19 protein-coding genes are annotated in these 21957 nt (G+C 68.2%); 14 read left to right on the top strand and 5 right to left on the bottom strand.

Translation table 11 applies throughout. From position 1 onward, the window contains the following. Positions 1-40: 40 nt before the first annotated feature. From AB4070_RS09270 to arfA, 4 genes are read left to right on the top strand one after another with little or no spacing between them, the layout of a single operon-like run. Complete coding sequence (locus tag AB4070_RS09270; protein WP_441979827.1) at positions 41-1378, top strand: extracellular solute-binding protein; 1338 nt, start codon at positions 41-43, stop codon at positions 1376-1378. Then, on the top strand, positions 1375-2322 hold the full coding sequence (locus tag AB4070_RS09275; protein WP_441979828.1) for a carbohydrate ABC transporter permease: 948 nt from the start codon (positions 1375-1377) through the stop codon (positions 2320-2322). The genes AB4070_RS09270 and AB4070_RS09275 overlap by 4 nt, the downstream gene beginning before the upstream one ends. Further along, a complete protein-coding gene (locus tag AB4070_RS09280; protein ID WP_441979829.1) occupies positions 2322-3257 on the top strand; it encodes a carbohydrate ABC transporter permease in 936 nt (311 codons plus the stop codon). Before AB4070_RS09275 ends, AB4070_RS09280 begins: the two co-directional genes overlap by 1 nt. A gap of 50 nt (positions 3258-3307) precedes the next feature. Beyond that, positions 3308-4843, top strand: coding sequence for an arabinosylfuranosidase ArfA (arfA, locus tag AB4070_RS09285; RefSeq protein ID WP_441979830.1), 1536 nt, complete (start codon positions 3308-3310; stop codon positions 4841-4843). Between the two features lie 76 nt (positions 4844-4919). Here the strand turns inward: arfA and AB4070_RS09290 are convergent, their stop codons facing one another. Genes AB4070_RS09290 through AB4070_RS09300 form a run of 3 tightly spaced genes read right to left on the bottom strand, consistent with a single transcriptional unit; the run spans position 4920 to position 6605 of the window. Then, positions 4920-5324 (bottom strand): PIN domain-containing protein, encoded by a 405-nt coding sequence (locus AB4070_RS09290; RefSeq protein ID WP_441979831.1) that lies wholly within the window; start codon positions 5322-5324, stop codon positions 4920-4922. Next, positions 5321-5539, bottom strand: a complete 219-nt coding sequence (locus AB4070_RS09295; protein ID WP_441979832.1) for a type II toxin-antitoxin system VapB family antitoxin — start codon at positions 5537-5539, stop codon at positions 5321-5323. The genes AB4070_RS09290 and AB4070_RS09295 overlap by 4 nt, the downstream gene beginning before the upstream one ends. A 55-nt stretch (positions 5540-5594) precedes the next feature. Then, on the bottom strand, positions 5595-6605 hold the full coding sequence (locus tag AB4070_RS09300) for a LacI family DNA-binding transcriptional regulator (RefSeq protein ID WP_441979833.1): 1011 nt from the start codon (positions 6603-6605) through the stop codon (positions 5595-5597). Positions 6606-6768: 163 nt separating this feature from the next. Here AB4070_RS09300 and AB4070_RS09305 point away from each other — a divergent pair, with 163 nt between their 5' ends. From AB4070_RS09305 to AB4070_RS09320, 4 genes are all read left to right on the top strand, one after another. Continuing rightward, on the top strand, positions 6769-8061 hold the full coding sequence (locus AB4070_RS09305; RefSeq protein ID WP_441979834.1) for an extracellular solute-binding protein: 1293 nt from the start codon (positions 6769-6771) through the stop codon (positions 8059-8061). Beyond that, positions 8042-8980: a carbohydrate ABC transporter permease gene (locus tag AB4070_RS09310; protein WP_441979835.1), complete on the top strand. Its 939-nt coding sequence runs from the start codon at positions 8042-8044 to the stop codon at positions 8978-8980. The genes AB4070_RS09305 and AB4070_RS09310 overlap by 20 nt, the downstream gene beginning before the upstream one ends. After that, positions 8977-9849, top strand: coding sequence for a carbohydrate ABC transporter permease (locus AB4070_RS09315; RefSeq protein WP_441979836.1), 873 nt, complete (start codon positions 8977-8979; stop codon positions 9847-9849). Before AB4070_RS09310 ends, AB4070_RS09315 begins: the two co-directional genes overlap by 4 nt. Before the next feature lie 95 nt (positions 9850-9944). Then, positions 9945-12203, top strand: coding sequence for a beta-glucosidase (locus AB4070_RS09320; RefSeq protein WP_441980559.1), 2259 nt, complete (start codon positions 9945-9947; stop codon positions 12201-12203). Positions 12204-12219: 16 nt separating this feature from the next. Here AB4070_RS09320 and AB4070_RS09325 read toward each other — a convergent pair whose 3' ends face one another. Next, positions 12220-12711 (bottom strand): MarR family winged helix-turn-helix transcriptional regulator, encoded by a 492-nt coding sequence (locus AB4070_RS09325; protein WP_441979837.1) that lies wholly within the window; start codon positions 12709-12711, stop codon positions 12220-12222. Positions 12712-12806: 95 nt separating this feature from the next. Between AB4070_RS09325 and AB4070_RS09330 the strand changes: the two genes are divergently transcribed. Then, the gene (locus tag AB4070_RS09330; protein ID WP_441979838.1) at positions 12807-13907 is read left to right on the top strand and encodes an LLM class flavin-dependent oxidoreductase; all 1101 of its coding nucleotides are present in this window, start codon (positions 12807-12809) and stop codon (positions 13905-13907) included. Positions 13908-13918: 11 nt separating this feature from the next. Beyond that, entirely contained in the window at positions 13919-14572 is a 654-nt protein-coding gene (locus tag AB4070_RS09335; RefSeq protein ID WP_441979839.1) for an NADPH-dependent F420 reductase, read from the top strand. Here the strand turns inward: AB4070_RS09335 and AB4070_RS09340 are convergent, their stop codons facing one another. After that, a complete protein-coding gene (locus AB4070_RS09340; RefSeq protein ID WP_441979840.1) occupies positions 14573-15400 on the bottom strand; it encodes an SDR family NAD(P)-dependent oxidoreductase in 828 nt (275 codons plus the stop codon). Positions 15401-15522: 122 nt separating this feature from the next. On the opposite strand from AB4070_RS09340, the gene AB4070_RS09345 reads away from it, so the two are divergent. From AB4070_RS09345 to AB4070_RS09360, 4 genes are all read left to right on the top strand, one after another. Further along, the gene (locus AB4070_RS09345) at positions 15523-16077 is read left to right on the top strand and encodes a hypothetical protein (protein WP_441979841.1); all 555 of its coding nucleotides are present in this window, start codon (positions 15523-15525) and stop codon (positions 16075-16077) included. A 66-nt stretch (positions 16078-16143) separates the two neighbouring features. Next, complete coding sequence (locus AB4070_RS09350; RefSeq protein ID WP_441979842.1) at positions 16144-19122, top strand: YhgE/Pip family protein; 2979 nt, start codon at positions 16144-16146, stop codon at positions 19120-19122. Then, positions 19119-21299, top strand: coding sequence for a YhgE/Pip family protein (locus AB4070_RS09355; protein ID WP_441979843.1), 2181 nt, complete (start codon positions 19119-19121; stop codon positions 21297-21299). Before AB4070_RS09350 ends, AB4070_RS09355 begins: the two co-directional genes overlap by 4 nt. Then, the gene (locus AB4070_RS09360) at positions 21296-21946 is read left to right on the top strand and encodes a TetR/AcrR family transcriptional regulator (protein WP_441979844.1); all 651 of its coding nucleotides are present in this window, start codon (positions 21296-21298) and stop codon (positions 21944-21946) included. Before AB4070_RS09355 ends, AB4070_RS09360 begins: the two co-directional genes overlap by 4 nt. Positions 21947-21957 lie beyond the last annotated feature (11 nt).

Below are 21957 nucleotides of genomic sequence, written 5' to 3' on the forward strand. Positions count from 1 at the left end.
AATGATGGGTCGTCCCGCCCACGGTCACAAAGGAGTGACGATGACGCCCCCGCTCGATCTGTCCAGAAGGCAGTTCCTCGCTGCCACCTCCCTGGCTGCCGGCGCAGCACTGCTCGCCGGCTGCGCCCCCGGCTCCGCGCCGGGCTCCGGGCCGCAGACGCTGCAGTTCTGGCATCTGCTCAGCGGAGGCGACGGCGTCACCATGTCGCAGCTGCTGGACGAGGTGAACGGTGCACAGAACGCCTTTCGCATCCGCCCGACCGTGCTCGCCTGGGGCACGCCCTACTACACGAAGCTCGCGATGGCCGGCGCGGGCGGTCGCGCTCCCGACGTCGCCATCATGCACGCCACCCGCACGGTCGGCTGGGCACCCGGCGGACTCCTCGACCGCTGGGACGTCGACCGGCTCGCCGAGCTCGGCATCGACAGCTCCACCTTCCCGAAACCCATCTGGGAGAAGGGCTTCGTCGGCGAGGGCATGTACAGCATCGCGCTCGATGCGCACCCCTTCGTGATGATGTTCAACACCGACGTCTGCGACGCCGCCGGGGTGCTGGACAGCGATGGCCGATTGGCCGAGACCTCCTCCCCCGAGGAGTTCCTCGACCAGCTGCGCACGGTCGGCGGCGCGGCGAAGGGCCACGCCCTCTCGTTCGGCTATCTGGGTGACGGCGCACAGATGTGGCGCCTGTTCTACACCTTCTACTCGCAGCACGGGGCCGCCATCGAGCTGCCGGCGGGCGGGCCCGCCGTGATCGACAAGGACATCGCGGTCGAATCGCTCACCCTGATGCAGACGCTTCTCGACGGCGAGATCGCGGCGGCGCAGAACGACTACGGCAGCGCGATCGCCGAGTTCGCCACCGGGAAGAGCGGCATGCTCTTCACGGGCGTGTGGGAGCTTCGCACGATGCAGGCCGCAGGCATCCCCTTCGATGCGACCATGATCCCGACGCTCTACGGCACCCCCGCGGTGTACGCCGACTCGCACTCGTTCGTGCTCCCCCACCAGTCCGACGCCGACCCGGTGCGCCGCGACCTCACCTACGAGTTCGTCGCCGACATGCTGAAGAACTCCTTCGGCTGGGCGGAGGCCGGCCACATCCCCGCGTTCCTCCCCGTGACCGAGTCCGCGGCCTATGCCGACCTGATCCCTCAGGCGAACTACGCCGAGGCGGCACAGCACGTGGTGTACGACCCGATGGCCTGGTTCACCGGTTCCGGTTCCAACTTCCAGGCGGAGTTCGGCGCTGCCGTGCAGGGAGTGCTGCTCTCCGGCGACGACCCGGCAGCGGCGATCGACCGCTTCGAAGCACGGGTCAACACCCTGCTCCGACAGCCGAACCCGGCAGACCCCGAAGGGACGTTCGGATCATGACCGCTGCCACCGACTCCACCCGCACCATCGTCACCGGATCGCGCACTACCCCGCGTGGTCGTCGCGCCGGGTCGCGCAACCGCGAGCAGCTGATCAGCTGGGCCTTCCTCGCACCGTTCCTCGTGGCGTTCGCCATGTTCCTCGTGTGGCCGATCATCCACGGCATCATCCTCAGCTTCACCGACCAGTCCCTCACCGGGGCCGGCGGCTCGTTCATCGGGTTCGCCAACTACGCCGAGGCGTTCACCGACCCCAAGATGTGGCAGTCGATGGGGAACACCGCCTGGTTCACGCTGCTCTCCACCGTGCCCCTCGTGGTGATCGCCCTCGCGATGGCGGCCCTCGTCGATCGCGGAATCCCCGGGCAGTGGCTGTGGCGGCTGTCGTTCTTCATGCCGTTCCTGCTCGCCTCGACCGTGATCTCGCAGATCTGGGTGTGGATCTTCAACCCTCAGGTCGGCGCGGCCAACAACATCCTGGAGTTCTTCGGCCTCGAGCCGATCGCGTGGCTGCAGAACCCCGACACGAACATGCTGTCCATCGTGATCGCCACGGTGTGGTGGACGGTCGGGTTCAACTTCCTGTTGTATCTGGCGGCCATGCAGAACATCCCGCCGCAGCAGTACGAGGCCGCGTCTCTGGACGGAGCGGGTCCCTGGCGTCAGTTCTGGTCCATCACGCTCCCGCAGCTCGGGCCGGCGACCGTCCTCATCCTGATCCTGCAGATCCTCGCCTCGTTGAAGCTGTTCGACCAGGCGTACCAGATGCTCGGCGGGGTCGCGAGCGACACCACCCGCTCCATCGTGCAGTACATCTACGAGGCCGGTTTCGTCAGCTACCGGTTCGGCTACTCGGCCGCCATCTCCTACGTGTTCTTCGCCCTCATCGTCATCCTCGGCGTCGCGCAGGCTCTGATCACGCGCCGCCGGAAGGAGCAGTTCTGATGTCAACCGCCACCGCCACCGTCACCACCGCCACGACCACCACCGCGACCGAGACGATCACGACCGCGTCGTCCCGCCGTCCTCGTCGCTCGCACCTACCAGGTCAGAACCCGTTCGGACCGCTCCGTATCAGCGCCTTCATCGTGCTGCTGATCCTGGCCATCGGATGGCTGCTGCCGTTCCTCTGGGCGGTGGCGACAGCCTTCAAGACCGAGACGGACGCCGCGTCAGGAGACCCCGGCTGGATCGGTGCGAGCGGACCGACCATCGACGCGTTCACCGCGATCCTCTCGCAGGGCAACGTGTACACGTGGGCCCTCAACAGCCTGCTCACGTCCGTGGCGATCACCGTGATCACCCTGGCGATCTCGGCGCTGGCCGCGTACGCGTTCTCCCGCTTGGATTTCACCGGCCGCAAGTGGCTGTTCGTGGTGATCATCGCCTCGATCGTCGTGCCACCGCAGGTGCTGATCATCCCCCTGTTCTACGAGATGCTCGCCCTCAACCTGGTGGACACCTACTGGGGCCTGATCCTGCCGCAGGTGGTGGCGCCGGCGATGGTGTTCATCCTGAAGCGCTTCTTCGATGCCATCCCGATCGAGCTGGAAGACGCGGCGCGCGTCGACGGTGCAGGGCGGTTCCGGATCTTCTGGTCGATCGTGCTGCCGCTGTCACGCCCGATCATGGCCTCCGTCGGGATCTTCGTCTTCATCAGCGCGTGGAACAACTTCCTCTGGCCGTTCCTCGTCATCAACGACACGACGCTCATGACGCTGCCGGTCGGATTGCAGACCGTGATCAGCGCCTATGGGGTGCAGTACGCGCAGGTCATGGCACAGGCCGTGCTCGCGGCGGTGCCTCTGATCGTCGTGTTCGTCATCTTCCAGAAGCAGATCGTCAAGGGAGTCGCGACGAGCGGCTTCGGCGGCCAGTAGAGCGCGCTGCGCAGCATCCATCCCACCCCGGCCCACTCACAAGGAGAGCAATGTCTCAGGCCCGCATCACCATCGACCGCGACTTCACGATCGCCGACGTTCCCCGGAGGCTTTTCGGCTCGTTCGTCGAGCACATGGGGCGCTGCGTCTACACCGGCATCTTCGAACCCGGCCACCCGCAGGCCGACGAGCGCGGATTCCGTCAGGATGTGCTGGCGCTCGTGAAGGAGATGGGACCGACGGTCGTCCGCTACCCCGGCGGGAACTTCGTCTCCGGCTACCGGTGGGAGGACGGCGTCGGCCCCGCGGAGGATCGGCCGGTGCGCATCGACGGCGCCTGGCACACCATCGAGACGAACGCCTTCGGCCTGCACGAGTTCATGGACTGGGCCGAGGAGGCCGACGTCGAGGTCATGGAGGCCGTCAACCTCGGCACCCGCGGCGTCGAAGAGGCCCGCGCTCTCGTCGAGTACGCGAACCACCCCGGAGGCACCTACTGGTCCGACCTCCGTCGCCGGAACGGCGCGGAGCAGCCGTTCGACATCAAGCTGTGGTGCCTGGGCAACGAACTCGACGGACCGTGGCAGATCGGCGGCAAGACCGCTTCCGAGTACGGACGGCTCGCCCAGGAGTCGGCGAAGGCGATGCGTCTCGTCGACCCCTCGATCGAGCTGGTGGCCGTCGGATCGTCCGGCCGATCGATGCCGACGTTCGGCACCTGGGAGCACACGGTGCTCTCCCACGCATACGACGAGGTCGACTACGTGTCGATGCACGCGTACTACCAGGAGCACGACGGCGACGCCGCCTCGTTCCTCGCCGAGTCCACCGACATGGATGCCTTCATCGAGGGCGTCATCGCGACCGTGGATGCGGTCAAGGCCGCGGGCAAGCACACGAAGCGGATCGACATCTCCTTCGACGAGTGGAACGTCTGGGACCAGGTGAGGTACAACGACGTCGAGGCCAAGGAGATCGAGAGAGCCGGGTGGCGACAGCACCCTCGACTCATCGAGGACACGTACAACGTGACGGACGCCGTCGTCGTCGGCACGCTGCTGAACAGCCTGCTGCGCCACGGCGACCGCGTGAAGATCGCCAACCAGGCCCAGCTCGTGAACGTGATCGCGCCGATCCGCTCCGAGGAGGGTGGCGCTGCCTGGCGTCAGACGAGCTTCTGGCCGTTCGAGCGGATGGCACGCCTCGCGAAGGGCCGCATCCTGCAGCTCGCCGTGTCCGCGCCGCAGATCGAGACGAAGCGCTACGGCGGGGTCGACGCGGTGGACGCCGCCGCCACGTGGGACGAAGCCACCGGTCGAGTGGTCGTCTTCGTCGCGAACCGCTCGCTGGACGAGTCGAGCGATCTGACGATCGACCTGCACGGGCTCGGCGACCTGCGCGTCGTCGGTGCGGAGACCCTCACGATCCCCGAGGGTGGTGACCGACACACATCCAACCTCGAGACGGCTCCCGACAGCGTGCACATGGTGCCGCTGCGCGCAGCCGAGGTCGTGGACGGAGCGGTGCGCGCCACCCTGCCGCCGCTGTCCTGGTCCGTCATCGAGCTCGACGTGGCCCGCGCCTGACAGGCGCCGCCCTAGGTGCGGGCGATCGCCGCAGTGGTCGCCCGCACCACCAGCCTCGTCGTCGCGACTGCAGCGGTCAGGCCGCGACGTACTCCTGTCGCACGCGCCCTTCGGTCGCCAGCTCGATGTACCCGAAATCACGGTCGGAGTTGAGGATCACGGCGTCGTTGACCTGCGCGTAGGCGGCGATGAGACAGTCGAACGCCGCGGCGGCACGCACGAGCCCGCCGTCCCAGAGCGCCTGCTGGATGTCGAGAGCATGTCGTTCGTCCGGATGCTCCCATGCCGGCAGCAGACCGGCCATGTCCTCGCGCAGCTCTTCATACTCGCGCGGATCCCGCGCCGAGTGACAGTACTCGAGGACCTGCGGCGGACAGGTGATGATGAGATGGTTCGGGGAGAGCGACCGCAGCGTCTCAGCGATTCTCGTGCTCGTGCCGGCCTTCTGCCAGATGCTGTTGTCGACGAGATACGTCGTCACGCGGTCGTGCTCGAATCCGGGGCGATCGTCGACGCATCGATCTGATCGGGCGTGAAGCGACGGCCGATGATGCGCTCGACGGCCGCCGGTTGGCGACGAACCGCGATGAGAGTGCGCAGTGCGAGGTCCACGGTCTCACGATTGGAGGTCGTGCCCGTGAGCTCCTTCGCCTGCTTCAGTTCGTGAGGGTCGATGTCGATGGATGTGACGGTCATGACTCCTCTTTCGCGATGCCTATATAGAGCATTATATACCGAGACGCGGCGGGTGTCATCCCTCGCCGTTGCGGAGGGCGGCGGTCGTCGCCCGCACCACCAGCCTCGTCGGCAGGGTCACGTGCATCTCCTCGACGGGCTGACCTGCGAGCAGCGCGAAGACCATCTCCGCCGCCACCGCCCCCAGGCGACGCATCGGCTGTCGGATCGTGGTGAGAGGCAGGGCCCGGCGGGATGCCTCGGGCACATCGTCGAACCCGACGACCGAGAGGTCTTCCGGCACGCGGAGTCCCAGCTCATGGGCGACCTCGATCACGGCGATGGCCGAGAGGTCGTTCGCGGCGAACACGGCGGTGGGCCGTGAGGCACCACCCAGGAGCACCCGCGCCGACTCCCGCGTGGTCTCGAGCTCATAGCGTCCCGCGCGGATCAGATCGGGATCCACCGCGATGCCGGCATCCGTCAGCGCCCGCCGATAGCCGGCATCACGCAGACCGGCCGAGCGCAGGTCGGGGCGGCCGCCGAGGAAGCTGATCCGGCGGTGGCCGAGTTCGATCAGATGCCTGGTCGCCGTCAGAGCGCCCCCGAAGCTGTCGGACTCGACGGTGGGCAGGTCGGCGCGCCCGGTGTGCGGGTCGATCGCCACCACGGGGATCTCGGTCGACGCCCCGATGACGGTGGGTGTGACCATGATCGCCGCGTCGATCAGCGTGCCGGACAGTCGGCTGAGGGACCGCCGCTCCCACCCCTCCCCCTGACCGTGCCGCGAACCGCTGTAGGCGAGCAGGTCGAAGGCCGTGTCGTGCACCGCCGTCCCGACACCCTTGAGGATCTCGGCGCTGAACGGCTCGAAGTCGGCGAGCAGCACCCCGATCACCCCTGTGCGTCTGGCCCGCATGCTGCTGGCCACCAGGCTCGACTCGTAGCCGAGCTCCTGCACGACGTCGAGCACGCGCCGCACCGTCGCATCCGCGATCCCGTAGCGTCCGTTGACGGCCTTCGAGACGGTCGAGACCGAGACGCCGGCGGCTTTCGCGACGTCGTGGATGGTGGTTCTCCCGCTCATGATCGCCCAGCGTATCCGTCAGCGCACGGGGAATGGAAACTGTTTTCGAAAACGTTTGACGGCCTTCGTGAACGCCAGCAGACTGCAACCCGACGCGGTCACACCCCCTGCTGCCGCGGCGCCGCAGTGACGCGGCGCAACTCTCGATGAGGAGAACCATCACATGAACAGCACACGGCGTTGTTTACTCTCCGCGGCCGCGATCGCCGCCGTCGGAACCCTCGCCCTCAGCGGGTGCACTTCGAGCACTCCGGACGACGGCGGCGGAGACACCACCATGACGCTCTGGCACAACTCCACCACCGGGCCCGGTGTGAAGTTCTGGGAGCAGACCGTCGCCGACTTCGAGGAGGCGAACCCCGGGGTCACGATCGAGATCCAGTCGGTGCAGAACGAGGATCTCGACGGCAAGCTCCAGACCGCCCTGAACTCCGGCGACGCCCCCGACATCTTCCTGCAGCGCGGCGGCGGCAAGATGGCCGCGATGGTGAAGGCCGGTCAGCTGAAGGATCTCACCGACTCGATCACCGGCGACGCCGCTGACGAGATCTCCGACGCCGCATACTCGGCCAGCAGCCTGGACGACAAGATCTACGCGATGCCCGTGGCGGTCCTCCCCGGTGGGCTCTTCTACAGTCAGGATCTGTTCGACCAGGCGGGCATCACCGAGAACCCGACCACACTCGACGAGCTCGAGACGGCGACCGAGCAGCTCAAGGCCGCCGGCATCGACCCTGTCGCCCTCGGAGCGAAGGACGCCTGGCCCGCTGCCCACTGGTACTACTGGCTCGCCCTGCGCGAATGCAGCGCCGACACGCTGGCCAAGGCCGCCGACGAGATGACCTTCGACGACGACTGCTGGGTGCGCGCGGGCGAGGACCTGCAGGCGTTCGCGGCGACCGAGCCGTTCAACTCCGGTTTCCTCACCACCACCGCCCAGCAGGGCGCCGGGAGCTCCGCGGGACTCATCGCCAACCACCAGGCCGGCATGGAGCTCATGGGGGCCTGGGACCCGGGTGTGATCGGCTCGCTGACCCCCGACCAGAAGCCGCTCCCCGACCTGTCGTGGTTCCCGTTCCCCGAGGTCGAGGGCGGTGACGGAGAGCCCGGGTCGATGATGGGCGGAGTCGACGGCTACTCGTGCTCGGTCGACGCACCGGACGCCTGCGTCGACTTCCTCAACTACCTCGGCACCTCGGACGTGCAGACCGCGTACTACAAGGCCTTCAACGCGCCGCCGGTGAACACCGTCGCCCAGGAGGCCGTGACCGAGCCGTACCTGAAGGACATCCTCGCGGCGTACAACGCAGCGCCGTACGCGACGCAGTGGCTCGACACCGTGTACGGACAGAACGTCGGCAATGCGCTCAACGTCGCCGTCGTGAACATGCTCGCAGGACAGGGAACCCCGGAGGACATCGTCAAGGCCGTTCAGGATGCCGCAGCCAAGGCATAGGGCGGCCGCCCGGCTGGAAGTGATCCTTCTGGCCGGGCCCGCCCTCCTGGTGTTCCTCGCCTTCGTCATCTTCCCGGTGCTGATGGCGGGTTATTACGGATTCTTCAGCTGGCAGGGCTACGGTCCGCCCACCGACTTCGTCGGGCTGAAGAACTACCTGACGATCCTGCAGGATCCGCTGTTCCACGACGCGCTGGCGCACAACGGGTTCATCCTGGTGCTCTCGCTCGTGCTGCAGGGACCGGCGGCGATCCTCCTGGCCCTCCTGCTCAACCGGCGGATGCGCGGCCAGTCGCTGATCCGCGTGCTGATCTTCATCCCCTACGTGATCTCCGAGGTCGTGGTGGGCACGGGATGGAGCCTCATGCTGCAGACCAGCGGCGCATTCAACGACCTGCTGGAGAAGATCGGCCTCGGGTTCCTCGCGAACGACTGGCTCTCCAACCCGGACATCGCGATCTGGACCCTGATGGTGATCATCACCTGGAAGTACGTGGGGTTCGCGGTGATCCTGTTCCTCGCGGGTCTCCAGGGCATCCCGGAGGAGTTGCACGAAGCCGCCTCGATCGACGGCGCCTCCTACTGGCAGATCCAGTGGCGCATCACGCTGCCGCTGCTCGCCCCCACCGTGCGCATCTGGGCGTTCCTGTCGATCATCGGCTCGCTGCAGCTGTTCGACCTGGTCTACATCATCTGGGGGCAGTACATCGCCTCCACCGCCGGCACCTCGACCATGGCGACGTACATGGTCTCGGAGGGACGCAACGCCGGCAACTTCGGGTACGGCAACGCCGTCGCTGTCGTCCTGTTCCTGATCTCGCTCGTCGTGGCGCTCATCTATCAGCGCGCGGTGCTGCGTCGCGACACCGACGGCGCCCTGACCGGCGCCCCTGCACGGAAGAAGAGGACGACGCGATGACCGCCACCTCGGTACTCGTCACCCAGCGTCCCGGACGCGCGGCTCGGACGCGGCTGCCCTGGGCGAACCCCACGGTGTACTTCGTCGCGCTGATCGTGGTGGGGCTGATGCTCGCCCCGATCGCGTACATCATCATCGGCGGATTCCGGACGAACGCGCAGATCACGACGGACCCTTCCGGCCTCCCGCAGCCGTGGGTGTTCGCGAACTACCTCGACGTCATCACCGGAGGGGTCTTCTGGCGGCAGGTGCTCAATTCCACGATCGTCGCCCTCGCCACCACCATCGGCGTCGTCGCACTGGGGTTGATGGCGGCGTATGTGCTGGCCCGCTATCGGTTCGCGGGCCGGGGAGTGCTCTACGCGTTCTTCGCCGCCGGCCTCATGTTCCCACTGACCGTGGCGATCACCCCGCTGTACATCGTGGTGCGCAGCCTGGGGCTGATGAACTCGCTCGGCGGAGTGATCCTTCCGCAGATCGCCTTCGCCCTGCCGACGACCATCATCATCCTGGTCCCCTTCCTGCGCGCCATCCCCGACGAGATCCAGGAGGCGGCGTTCATCGACGGCTGCAGTCGGATCGGATTCTTCTGGCGCATGGTGCTCCCGCTGTCAATCCCGGGAGTCATCACGACCGGCATCCTGGCCTTCATCGGCAGCTGGAACGGGTACCTGCTCCCGCTGTTCGTGCTCAACGATGCCGCAGCGTTCACACTCCCGCTCGGGGTGCAGTCCTTCGCGTCCCAGTACTCCGTCGACACCGCCAAGGTGCTGGCTTTCACCTCGCTGTCGATGATCCCCGCCCTGATCTTCTTCAGTCTGTTCGAGCGCCGGATCGTCGGCGGTCTGACCGGCGCGGTCAAGGGCTGACGATGTCGATCGACGTTCCAGAGAAAGAGACGCACGTGTCCGATTCCTCCTCCCGCCCGCGGTTCTCGACGCGCGTCGAGAACCTGCTCGAACAGATGACCCTCGAGGAGAAGCAGGCGCAGCTCGTGGGCTTCTGGGTGGACCAGGGGGACGAGCTCGTCGCCCCGATGGCCGGCGAGAAGAAGACCTCGACGCGCTACGAGGAGGCGACCGCGCACGGGATCGGCCACCTCACCCGCGTGTACGGCACGAGGCCTGTCGAACCCGTCGAACGGGCGAGATGGCTGTGGACCGAGCAGGCGCGGCTGCAGCGGGAGACGCGACTCGGGATCCCCGCACTGGTGCACGAGGAATGCCTGACGGGGCTCGCGGCCTGGAAGGCGGCGACCTTCCCGACACCGCTCGCCTGGGGGGCGGCGTTCGACCCCGAGCTGGTCGAGCAGGTGGGGCGCGCCATCGGCTCGTCGATGCGGGCTCTCGGGATCCACCAGGGCCTGGCACCGGTGCTCGACGTCATCCGGGATCCACGGTGGGGACGCGTCGACGAGTGCATCGCCGAGGATCCGCTGCTGGTCGGCATCGTCGGTACGGCGTATGTCCGAGGGCTGCAGTCGGAAGGCGTGCACGCCACCTTGAAGCACTTCGTCGGATACTCGGCATCGCGGGCCGGCCGCAATCACGCTCCCGTATCGGCCGGTCGACGCGAGGTGGAGGATGTGCTCCTGCCCCCGTTCGAGATGGCCGTGCGGGAGGGCGGCGTGCGCAGCGTCATGAACTCGTACAGCGACATCGACGGGGTCCCGGTCGCGGCGGATCCGTACTATCTCGACGAGGTGCTGCGCGGCCGATGGGGCTTCGACGGGGTCGTGGTGTCCGACTACTTCGCCGTCGACTTCCTGCGCACGATGCACCACGTCGCGGCCGATTCGGCGCAGGCGGCCGCGTTGGCGATCACGGCCGGCATCGATGTCGAGCTGCCCTCCCCCGACGCCTACACGACGCTGGCCGCACAGGTGCGCGAGGGTGCGCTGGAGCAACGCGTCCTCGACCGCGCCGTCGGGCGCGTGCTCAGCCAGAAGGAGGATCTGGGCCTGCTGGATGCGGACTTCACCGCGCCGCCGACGACGATCGACCTGGACTCGGCGGCCCACCGCGACCTCGCGCGGCGTCTGGCGGAGGAGTCGCTCGTTCTGCTGAGCAACGACGGGGTGCTGCCGCTGGATCCCTCCGGATCGCCGCGGATCGCCGTCATCGGACCGAACGCCGACAGCCCCGAATCGCTGATGGGGTGCTATTCCTTCGTGAACCACGTGCTCGCCCATCATCCGCAGGTACCGGCAGGTATCGCCCTGCCGAGCGTCGTCGACGGGCTCCGGGCGGAGTTCCCCGCATCCACGATCACGTACACCGAGGGTTGCGACGTCGAAGGCGACGATCGCAGCGGGTTCCCGGACGCGGTCGCGCTGGCCATCGAAGCCGATGTCGCGATCGTCGTGATCGGCGACCGCGCCGGCCTGTTCGGACGCGGCACCGTCGGCGAGGGGAACGACGTCGAATCCCTCGAGCTGCCCGGTGTGCAGCGTGCGCTCGTCGAAGCCGTCGTCTCGACCGGAACCCCCGTGGTGGTCGTCGCTCTCACCGGTCGCCCCTATGCCCTGGACTGGGCGCTCCCCCATCGGGTCACGCCCATCGGGGTGACGGCCGGTCTCGGATCGGTCAACTCCCCGGCGCCGGACCACGATTCCCGGAAGGAGGAGCATCCGCTTCCCTCCGCCTTCCTGCACGGCTTCTTCCCCGGAGAGGAAGGTGGTCCGGCGATCGCCGCCGTGCTGAGCGGTCGCGTCTCGCCGTCCGGCCGCCTGCCGGTGTCGCTGCCGCGCTCAGCCGGAGCCCAGCCGTATTCCTACCTGCACCCCACGCTCGGCGGGCGCACCGACATCACCAGCGTCGACCCCACACCCGTGCGACCGTTCGGGTTCGGGCTCGGCTATACGACCTTCGTGCACGACCAGCTGACGGCCGACGACACGGTGGCGGCGGGCGACCTGTTCCACGTCTCCGTGCGCGTTCGGAACACGGGCTCGAGCGAAGGCACGGATGTCGTGCAGCTCTACGCCCACGACGAGGTCGCCAGCGTCGCCCGCCCCGTCGCGCAGCTGATCGGCTTCGAGCGCGTGCCTCTGGCGGCAGGGGCCGAACGGGTCGTCGAGCTCGCGGTCCCCACCGAGCGCCTCGCCTTCACCGGTCTCGACGGTGTGCGTCGCGTGGAGCCAGGGCGGATCCGGCTCTGGGTGGGCGCAGCGTGCGACGATGCGGAGACCTCAACGACGATCGACATCACCCCTGCGCTCTGAGGGCGACCGCTGAGCGCTACTGCCGAGCGGGCCCGTCCTCCCTCTCGAGGTCGAGGTGCCGACGCAGGGCGGAGGTGATGTCGTCGAGGTTCGCGAGCTGCTCCGGGGACAGCGCGTCGACGAACACGTCGCGGATGGCGCGGAGGTGCGGCACGTTCGCGGACCGGAACGCGGCAGCGCCCTCGTCGGTAAGGTGCACCTCGACCCCATGCACCCCATCGGCTCGCGGCACCCGTCGCACGAGGCCCCGCTTCTCCATCCGCCCTAGGTGGTGCGAGAGGCGGCTGCGCTCCCAGTCGATGAGGGCCGCGAGCTCCGACGACCGCGCCGTGTGCCCTGGCGCTTCGCTCAGGGCGAGGAGCACCTGGTAGTCGCCGGTGGAGAGCGCCGACGAAGTCTGCAGCTGGGCGGCGAGTCGTTCCCGCAGCGTCGCTGACGTCTCGACGAAGCCTCGCCAGACGCGCAGCTGTTCGGGCGTCGGCGTACGGCGATGACGTTCGTCGGTCATGCGACCTCCCGGGAATTGATATGTCAATCCTACGGTTGGAGCCTATTGACACGTCAATCGGAATGGCCGGTGGCGTGAGAGAGGTCGTGGCGGACATGAAGGAACTCGAGTTCGGACTGAACTCCTTCGGCGAGGTGGCGACGGACGCAGGCCGGGTCATGTCCGACGGCGAGACGGTACGGCTGCTCATCGACGAGGCGCAGCTGGCAGAGTCCGTCGGCCTCGACGTGTTCAGCATCGGCGAGCACTACCGCGAGGGGCAGGTGGATTCCGCGACCCCCGTGCTGCTGGCTGCCGCGGCGCAGGCGACGTCGACGATCGGACTCGGCACCTCGGTGACCGTGCTGTCGACGCAGGACCCGGTGCGGCTGTACCAGGAGTTCGCCACGGTGGACGGCATATCGGACGGCCGAGCACAGCTCATCCTGGGGCGCGCATCGGCGATCGAGTCGTTCCCTCTCTTCGGTTACGACATCGCGGAGTACGAGCAGATCTTCGAGGAGAAGCTCGACCTGTTCCTGCGCCTGATGCGGGAGGACAGCGTCACCTGGAGCGGCACCTACCGCAGCCCCCTGGAGAACGTGCGACTGCACCCTCGGATGCCGGAGGGCGGCATCCCCGCGTGGATCGGAATCGGCGGCAGCCCCGACTCCGTCATCCGCGCCGCCGAGCACGGACTGCCCCTCATGATGGCGATCATCGGCGGTCGTCCTGAACGGTTCGCCGGGCACGCGCGCCTGTACCTGCGCGCGCTGGAGCAGTTCGGACGACCCGAGCTCCCGATCGGGCAGCATTCGATCGGCCTGATCGCCGACACCGACGACGAGGCCAAGAACGTTCACTGGAAGTTCTGGGAGCCGGTCGTGACGCAGATGAGCAAGGAGCGAGGCTTCTATGCACCCACCCTCGAGCGCTACCAGGAGGAGGTCGACACCGGTGCCCTCTACGTCGGCTCCCCCGAGTCGGTCGCCCACAAGGTCGCGGCAGCCGTTCGCAGCAACCACCTGTCGCGGTTCGACCTGAAGTACGACATCATGCACCTGCCGAAGGATGTGCGGGAGCGCAGCATCCGTCTCTTCGGGGAGGTGGTCGCCCCGCGCGTGCGCGAACTGCTCGCGGAAGACCCGGGAGAGGGCGCGTTCGCCGACCCCGGTCTCGCCCGCATCACGAAGGACGGCAAGGCCGTCCACGCCTGAAGGAGAGCATCATGAACGACACGATCGAGACCATCGGCATCCTCGGCGCCGGCAAGGTCGGCACCACGATCGCACGCCTGGCGCTGGCTGCGGGCTACCGCGTGCTCATCGCCGGCTCCGGCGCTCCGGAGCGCATCGCCCTGACCATCGACGTGTTCGCCCCCGGTGCGATCGCGACGACAGCCGAGGAGGCGGCAGCCGGAGCGGACGCCGTGGTCCTCGCTCTCCCGCTCGGCAAGTACCGCACCCTCCCGGTCGAGCAGCTGCGCGGCCCGCTGGTGCTCGATGCCATGAACTACTGGTGGGAGACCGACGGCATCCGCGACGACCTGAGCGATCCACGCACCTCGACCAGCGAGCTGGTGCAGGAGCACCTCTCGGGCGCACGCGTCGTGAAGGCGCTGAACCACATGGGCTACCACGACCTGGAAGACGAGGCCCGACCGGCAGGAGCGGCGGGACGGAAGGCGATCGCCATCGCCGGGGACGACGCCTCGGACACCGCCGTCGTCGCGGCGCTCATCGACCGGCTCGGCTTCGATCCGGTGGCGATGGACACCCTGGCATCGGGAGCCGCATTGCAGCCGGGCACGCCCGCCTTCGGCGCCGACGTCACGGCGGCGGAGCTGCGCGGGCTGATCGAGCGGCAGGTGGCGGCGCGGTGATCAGTCCGCGGCGATCCACGGACGGGTGAAGTCGAGCACCGTGCCGCCGTCGGTGTCGGCGAGCGAGACACCGACGAATCGCGTCGCCCCCTCCGAGCTCTGCCAACGGAACCGGTACTCGTCCGCCAGCGCCGCGGCGGCGATGGCGGACCCCGCCGATTCCGCGGTCTGCGCGTTCGCGAAGGCGCCGGCGGTCCGGGCGATGTACGCATCCAACAGTGCACCGTAGGGCCCACCGCCCTCCGGCCGCACGGCGTTCTCGACGAAGGCGCTCGCGACTGCGGCCGGCTCGATCACGCTGACCCCCACGCCGAAGCGCTCGGCGACCACCGCCAGCGACTGCATGAATCCCTCCACGGCGAACTTCGCCCCGCAGTACGCATCGGCGAACGGCTGCCCGACGGCCCCGCCCACGCTCGTCACGGTGAGGATGCGGCCGGTGCCGCGCTCGCGCATGCCGGGCAGCACGAGTTTGGCGAGGTTGACCGGCGCCAGGTAGTTCACGTCCAGCTGCGCCTGGATCTGCGCCATCGTCAGCTGCTCCGCGGTGGCGACGCTCCCCTGCCCCGCGTTGTTCACCAGCACGCGGATGCCGCCGAGCTCCGCCTCGACCTCCGCCACCAGACGCGCCGCTGCCCCGTGATCGACGACGTCGAGGGCGCGCACGTCGAGCTCCACGCCGGCCACCGCCGCCGCTTCCCGCAGCGCTCCGGCCTTCCCCGTGTCGCGCATCGTGGCGACGACGTGCAGCCCGCGCCGTGCCAGCTCGACGGCGGCGTGCAGCCCCATGCCCGATGAGGTGCCGGTGATCAATGCGATGTCGTTCATGGGGCGACTCTAGACCTGCCGCCACCGACCGGGCGAGAGCCCACGGCTAGGATCCCAGGAGCGCGACGACGCGGCCCGCCAGCGGCCGATCACGACGCGCATCACCGACCATGGAGGCACCGATGCCCAGCTCCCCCCGCCTGCGCGTGAGCGCCCTGCTCCTCGCCGGAGTCCTGACGTGCGCCGGGTGTTCGGCCGCGATCCCGAGCCCGCCGGCGGCCGTCGGCGACGGCTTCCCCGGCACCTGCCTGCCGGCGGAGGTGTCATGGCCCTCCGACTTCCTGGAGTCCCTCCCCGGGGAGTCCGAGGCGATCGGCGGCCGCATCGTCGGCCTTCGCCTCGAGTGGGTCGACGGGGATTTCACCTGGCGCCTGCGCAGCGCCGACACCCGGCACGACATGTTCGGCGAGCCGGTCGACGATCCGAGCTTCGGCAAGGAGTCCCTGGTCGATGTCCGCACGCTGGAGGTCATCGCCACGGGCGAGACCGAGCTCACCGCAGCGGAACAGCAGATGGACGGCAGCAGTGCCTACAGTGCGGCCCAGCTCTCGGGCGAGACCTATCCGAGTCCGCTCATCGTCGAGATGGCGCGTGTCATGAAGGACGGCGCACCCTCGTGGCAGCTGACGATGTGCGACACCGCCACCAATGAGATGACCGTCACCACCCTCGGCTGATGTGCGCGACGCCGTTTCCTCAGCTAACTTGCACGCTGGTGTGCACGTAATGTGTAAACTCGTCCTGTGAAACAGAGCTGGCGGGTCTACAAGCGCGACGTCAAGAGACTCTCCCGCGTGCCCAAGGCGTGGATCATCATCATCGGCGTGCTCATCACGCCGGCCCTGTACGCGTGGTTCAACATCAACGCGTTCTGGGACCCCTACGCCAACACGGCGAACATCCGGGTGGCGGTGGTCGATCTCGACGAGGGCGCCACCTCCGATCTCACCGGCCACATCGACGTCGGCGAGCAGGTGACGACGCAGCTCGAGGACAACGACCAGCTCGGGTGGACGTTCATGGGCGAGGACGAAGCCCAGGAAGCCGTGAAGAGCGGCGATGTCTACGCCGCCATCGTCATCCCGCCGTCGTTCAGCGAAGACCTGATCAGCATCACCAGCGACGACTTCACCCAACCGGCGCTGAAGTACTACGTCAACGAGAAGGCCGGGGCGATCGCGCCGAAGATCACCGATGTCGGCGCCTCCGAGCTCGACAAGCAGGTCACCAGCGCCTTCAAGGAGCAGGTGGCCCTCGCGGCGACGAACGCCCTCAAAGACGTCGGCGACTCCACCGAGCTCCGCTTGCTGAACGCGAGAGACAACACCCTCGACGCCTTCGACCAGGCAGCGCAGACACTCGCCTCGGCTCGAGAGAACCTCGCCGAGACGCAGGACGGTCTCGCCTCTTCCCGCAACACGCTCTCGTCCGCACGGAGCACGCTCGGCGATGTCGACGCGACCCTCGGCGACGTGCAGAGATCGCTCGCCCAGACGCAGTCGATCATCGCCGAGACGCAGAAGGAGGTGATCACCTTCACCGACAGCGCCACCACCGCGTTCCTGCAGGGAACGACACTGCTCGCCGACGCCTCATCGAAGGCGAACGTCTCCATCACCCGTCTCACCCAGAGCCTCGAGCAGGCGGGCGTGCGCATCGATGCCGGGATCGACGACATCTCGACCGTGCTGAAGGCCAACGAGGCGGCAGCCGCGCGGTTGCAGGCGCTCCTCGACGACACCGACCTCAGCGAGGACACGAAGCAGCGCCTGACCGAGGTCATCGCCTCCCTGCAGGAGCGCAACGCCACCGACCAGCAGCTGCTCGCCGACCTGAAGACCCTCAGGGCCGGGGCTGCCGACACCATCGGCTCGATCCAGGCGACGGCCGATGCCGTGGACCGCGCGATGCAGGACACCAGGGACGCGTCCTCCTCGATGCGCGACATCCTCACCGGCACCGTCCCGGCGCTGAACAGCGCCATGGCGCAGCTGTCGGCGAGCGTCGGCTCGTTCTCCGCCGCACTGGATGCGCAGAAGGGTGTGCTCGCCCAGGCGGACCAGCTGCTCGGCGGACTGGACTCGCAGCTCGTCGCGACCTCCGCCGCACTCACGAGCTTCGACGGCGACCTCGCCGGCATCGAGCAGGGCCTGCAGACCTCGCGCACCGACGTGGTCGCTCTGAACGCCGCATCCGAATGGGGTCTGCTCGGTGCCCTCACCGACCTGGAACCCGAGCAGATCGCCCAGTTCATCTCCTCCCCGGTCGAGGTGGACGAGCACCTGGTGTTCCCGGTCGACACCTACGGCTCGGCGATGGCCGCGCTGTTCACGAACCTGTCGCTGTGGATCGGCGCCTTCGTGCTGATGGTGATCTTCCGCGTCGAGGTCGACACCGAGGGGGTCGAGGGGGTCACGGTGCGCGAGGCCTACTTCGGCCGCTTCTTCCTCTTCGCGACGCTCGCCGTCGGCCAAGCGCTGATCGTGTGCACCGGCAATCTCATCATCGGCGTGCAGACGGTCAGCGCACTCGCCTTCGTCGGCACCGGTGTGCTCATCGCCCTCGCCTACGTGAGCATCGTCTACGCCCTGTGCGTGGCGTTCGGGCACGTCGGCCGCGGACTGTGCATCCTCCTCGTGATCATGCAGATCCCGGGCGCCTCCGGCCTGTACCCGATCGAGCTGATGCCCGGGTTCTTCCGCGCGATCTACCCGCTCCTTCCGTTCTCCTACGGCATCGACGCGATGCGCGAGACCATCGGCGGTTTCTACGACGGTCACTACTGGCGCTTCCTCGGCGCCCTCGCCGTGTTCGTGGTGCTCGCCTTCCTCATCGGACTCGTCCTGCGCCGCCGTCTCGCGAACTTCACCCTGCTCTTCAATCGACAGGTGCTCGCCACCGACCTGCTCATCGGCGAGAAGGTGCAGGTCGTCGGGAACGGATACCGGCTCACCGACGTGATCCGCGCACTCTCGAACCGCAGCGACTACCGCGACGATCTGGCACGTCGCGCCGAACCGTTCACACGTCGGTACCCGATGCTGCTGAAGGGCACGGTGCTCACCGGGGCAGCGGGCCTCGTCGTGCTCGGCGTCCTCACCTGGGCGCTCCCCGGATCCAAAGCCCTGCTGCTGGGCCTGTGGACACTGTGGATCCTGCTCGTCATCGGATTCCTCGTCGCCATCGAGTACATCAAGCACAGCTTCGAGAACGGTGCCGAGGTCGCGGCGCTCGACGACACCGAGCTGCGCCGGCTCGCGCTCGCCGGACCCGCTGTCCGGGATGCGGCCATGCCGGTGGGGACCGCTGCGCACGACATGGCACCGCCCGCCGCGGCCGCCGCAGCCGACCCGGTCACCGAGACCGCTCCGACCGACGACGCTGCTCCGATCGACGACACTGCTCCGATCGACGACACCGCTCCGATCGACGACACAGAGACCACGGAAGCCCCCGCCGCCGGCGCCGATGCCGATGCCGATGCCGATGCCGATGCGCTGCTCACCGAGTGGTTCGGGTCGGAGGTCGAGACGGACGCGGAGCCTGACGTGGAGTCGGAGGTGGATCCGGAGCGCGTGACCGAACCGGACCCCGATGCGCAGGACCCCACCACCACAGGACACGACACCGCAGAACGAGACACCGCAGGACACGACGCCGCAGAACACGACACCGCCGAACAAGACACCGCCGAGCGAGCCGAGAGGGAGGACCGCGCGTGAAGAACATCCTGGACCTGACCCGCCGCGACGTGCGTCACGCCACCCAGAACGTGATGGCCTGCATCGTGCTGTTCGGCCTCGTCGTCATCCCCTCGCTGTTCACCTGGTTCAACGTCATCGCCAGCTGGGACCCGTTCGCCAACACCAAGGATCTGAAGATCGCGGTCGCGAGCACGGATGCCGGGTACGAGAGCGATCTCGTACCGATCCGCGTGAACGTCGGCGAGCAGGTGCTCTCGCAGCTGCGCGGGAACGACCAGCTCGACTGGGTCATCACGGACGAGCACGATGCGATCGACGGGACGAAGTCGGGCGAGTACTACGCCGCGATCGTGCTGCCGGAGACCTTCAGTGCCGACATGCTGACGTTCTACGCCGACGACGGCGACCGCACGCACATCGCGCTCTACACGAACGAGAAGAAGAACGCGCTGGCCCCCAAGATCACGGGGCAGGGTGCGGAAGGGGTGTCGTCTGCGATCAGCGACACGTTCGCCCAGACCCTCGGCGATGTGGCGCTCGGCCTCGTCTCATCGATGTCGGACTATCTCACGGATGAGGACACGCAGGCGGCGCTGACCCGTATCGAGGCGCGACTCGGCAGCGTCGGGGATCAGCTGCGGTCCGGGGCGACGACCGCCGACACGTTCACCGCTCTGCTCGAGGCGAGTCGTCCTCTGCTGGAAAGCGCCTCTGGCCTGGTCGGTTCGGCCGGCGATGCGTTCAAGGACACCTCTGGCGCTCTCGGCAGCGGTGTGGATGCGGCGGGTGCTCTCAAGTCGACCCTGCAGACGGCCGCGCAGTCGCTGGCGGACGCCCTCGCCGCGACGTCGAGCAGCTACGACGCCGTGGGTCAGCGCATCGACGACCTGTACGCCGGCGCGGACTCGCTCAGCGGAAGCCAGGTTCAGGCGATCACCACGCTCGCCGAGCGCGTGCAGCAGCAGATCGACCAGTACCAGGCAGTGAAGAACACGTTGGAGACCCAGGTCGGACCGAACCTGCCGGATTCCGCGCAGTCCGACTTCGCCGCAGTGATCAGCCGACTCGACGAGGCGATCGCGCGCCAGCAGGCCCTGCAGCAGCGGCTCCAGGACACGGCGACGCAGATCGCGGCCGGCAACGACGCGGCACAGGGCTCGCACCAGGAGATCAGCGCCGCGATCGCCGACGCCAAGAAGGCGATAGCCGACGCGCGAACCACGTACGACGACGGGCTCAAGACGAAGCTGAACGCCCTCTCGTCGACGCTCGCGCAGATCGGCTCCGACGTCTCGGCGATCCGCTCCGACCTGTCCGGCATCACGTCGGGCCTGTCCGGGGCATCCGACTCCGTGCTGTCCACCCTGTCCCGCGCACAGGAGGCCACGACGGGCCTGTCGGCGGCGCTGAACTCCCTGGCCGACAGGTTCGACGGCGTGCAGCAGTCGATCGGAAAGGCCGCCGACACCGGCGACCTCAGTGCGCTGATCGGCGCGGACCCCGGTGTGCTGGCGACCTCGCTCGCCGAGCCCGTGCGTCTCGACCGCACAGCGGTGTTCCCCGTGGCCGGCTTCGGCGCGGCCATGGCTCCGCTGTACATGATCCTCGCCCTGTGGGTGGGCGCTCTCCTGATGACCGTGACGATCCGGACGGACGTGAACGCCGAGACGCTGCCCGACCGGCCGGAGCTCACCCCGACGCAGAAGTACCTCGGCCGCTACGGCGTCTTCGGTCTGGTGGGTCTCGCGCAGAGCACGCTCCTGACGCTCGGGCTGATCCTGTTCGTGCAGATCGAACCCGCGCATCCGCTGCTGCTGATCCTGGCGGGGTGGGCGATCTCGACCGTGTTCACACTGATCGTCTACACGGCGGTGGTGGCGTTCGGCAACGCGGGCAAGGCGCTGTCGGTGCTGCTCCTGGTGATCCAGATCTCGGGCTCGGGCGGCGCCTACCCGCTGCAGCTGCTGCCGGACTGGTTCCAGAGCATCAGCCCCTTCCTCCCCGCGACCTACGCGGTGAACATGGTGCGGTCGGCGATCGCCGGCGTCTATCAGGGCGACTTCTGGTGGGCTCTCGGTGCTCTCGCGCTGTTCATCGTCCCCGCACTCCTCCTCGGTCTCGTGCTGCGGCGACCGCTGGTGAATTACAACCGCAAACTGGTCGATGCCCTCGCCTCGACCAAGGTGATGTCGTGAGCGCCGTGACTCCACGAGACGGGCAGGAGACGGCCGCACCGGCGCCGCGCCGGCGTCGCGACGCCCTGGCCAACCGCGAGTCCCTGCTGCGTGCGGCGCAGTCGGTGCTCGCGACGAACCCCACGGCGTCCCTCGATGCGATCGCGCAGGCCGCCGGACTCACACGCCGAGCCGTCTACGGCCACTTCGCCGACCGTGACAGCCTGCTGCGCGAGGTGATCGCGGTGGGTGCGCAGCGCTTCAACGCGATCGCCGAGACCACGGACGAGTCCGATCCGCGGGTGACCCTGGCGAGGATGGCGACCCGGCTCTGGCGCGAGGCTTCGGCCGTGCGCGCTTCGGCGAACATCGCACTCGACGACGCGCATCTGGCCGACACCGTCCGAGCCCTGGCTCCGCTGCGACGCCGCATCCGCGACCTCACCGCGGTGGGGGTGGGATCGGGGGCTTTCCGCGGCGACATGCCCCCTGAGCTGCTCGCCTTCCTGATCGAGGAGACGGCCAGGGCCACGCTGCGCGAGCTGCGGCTGACCACGACCGACGCCGACGCGACCGTCGTGCGCGTGGTGCTCAGCATCGTGGGACTCTCCTGGACCGAGCAGGCGGAGCTCATCGACGCGCATCCCGAGATCTTCGCCCAGGGCTGAGCGCCCGCTGC

Origin of the sequence: Microbacterium sp. 2RAF4 (assembly GCF_052115285.1) — a bacterium.
In the GTDB taxonomy this organism is placed as follows: domain Bacteria; phylum Actinomycetota; class Actinomycetes; order Actinomycetales; family Microbacteriaceae; genus Microbacterium; species Microbacterium oxydans.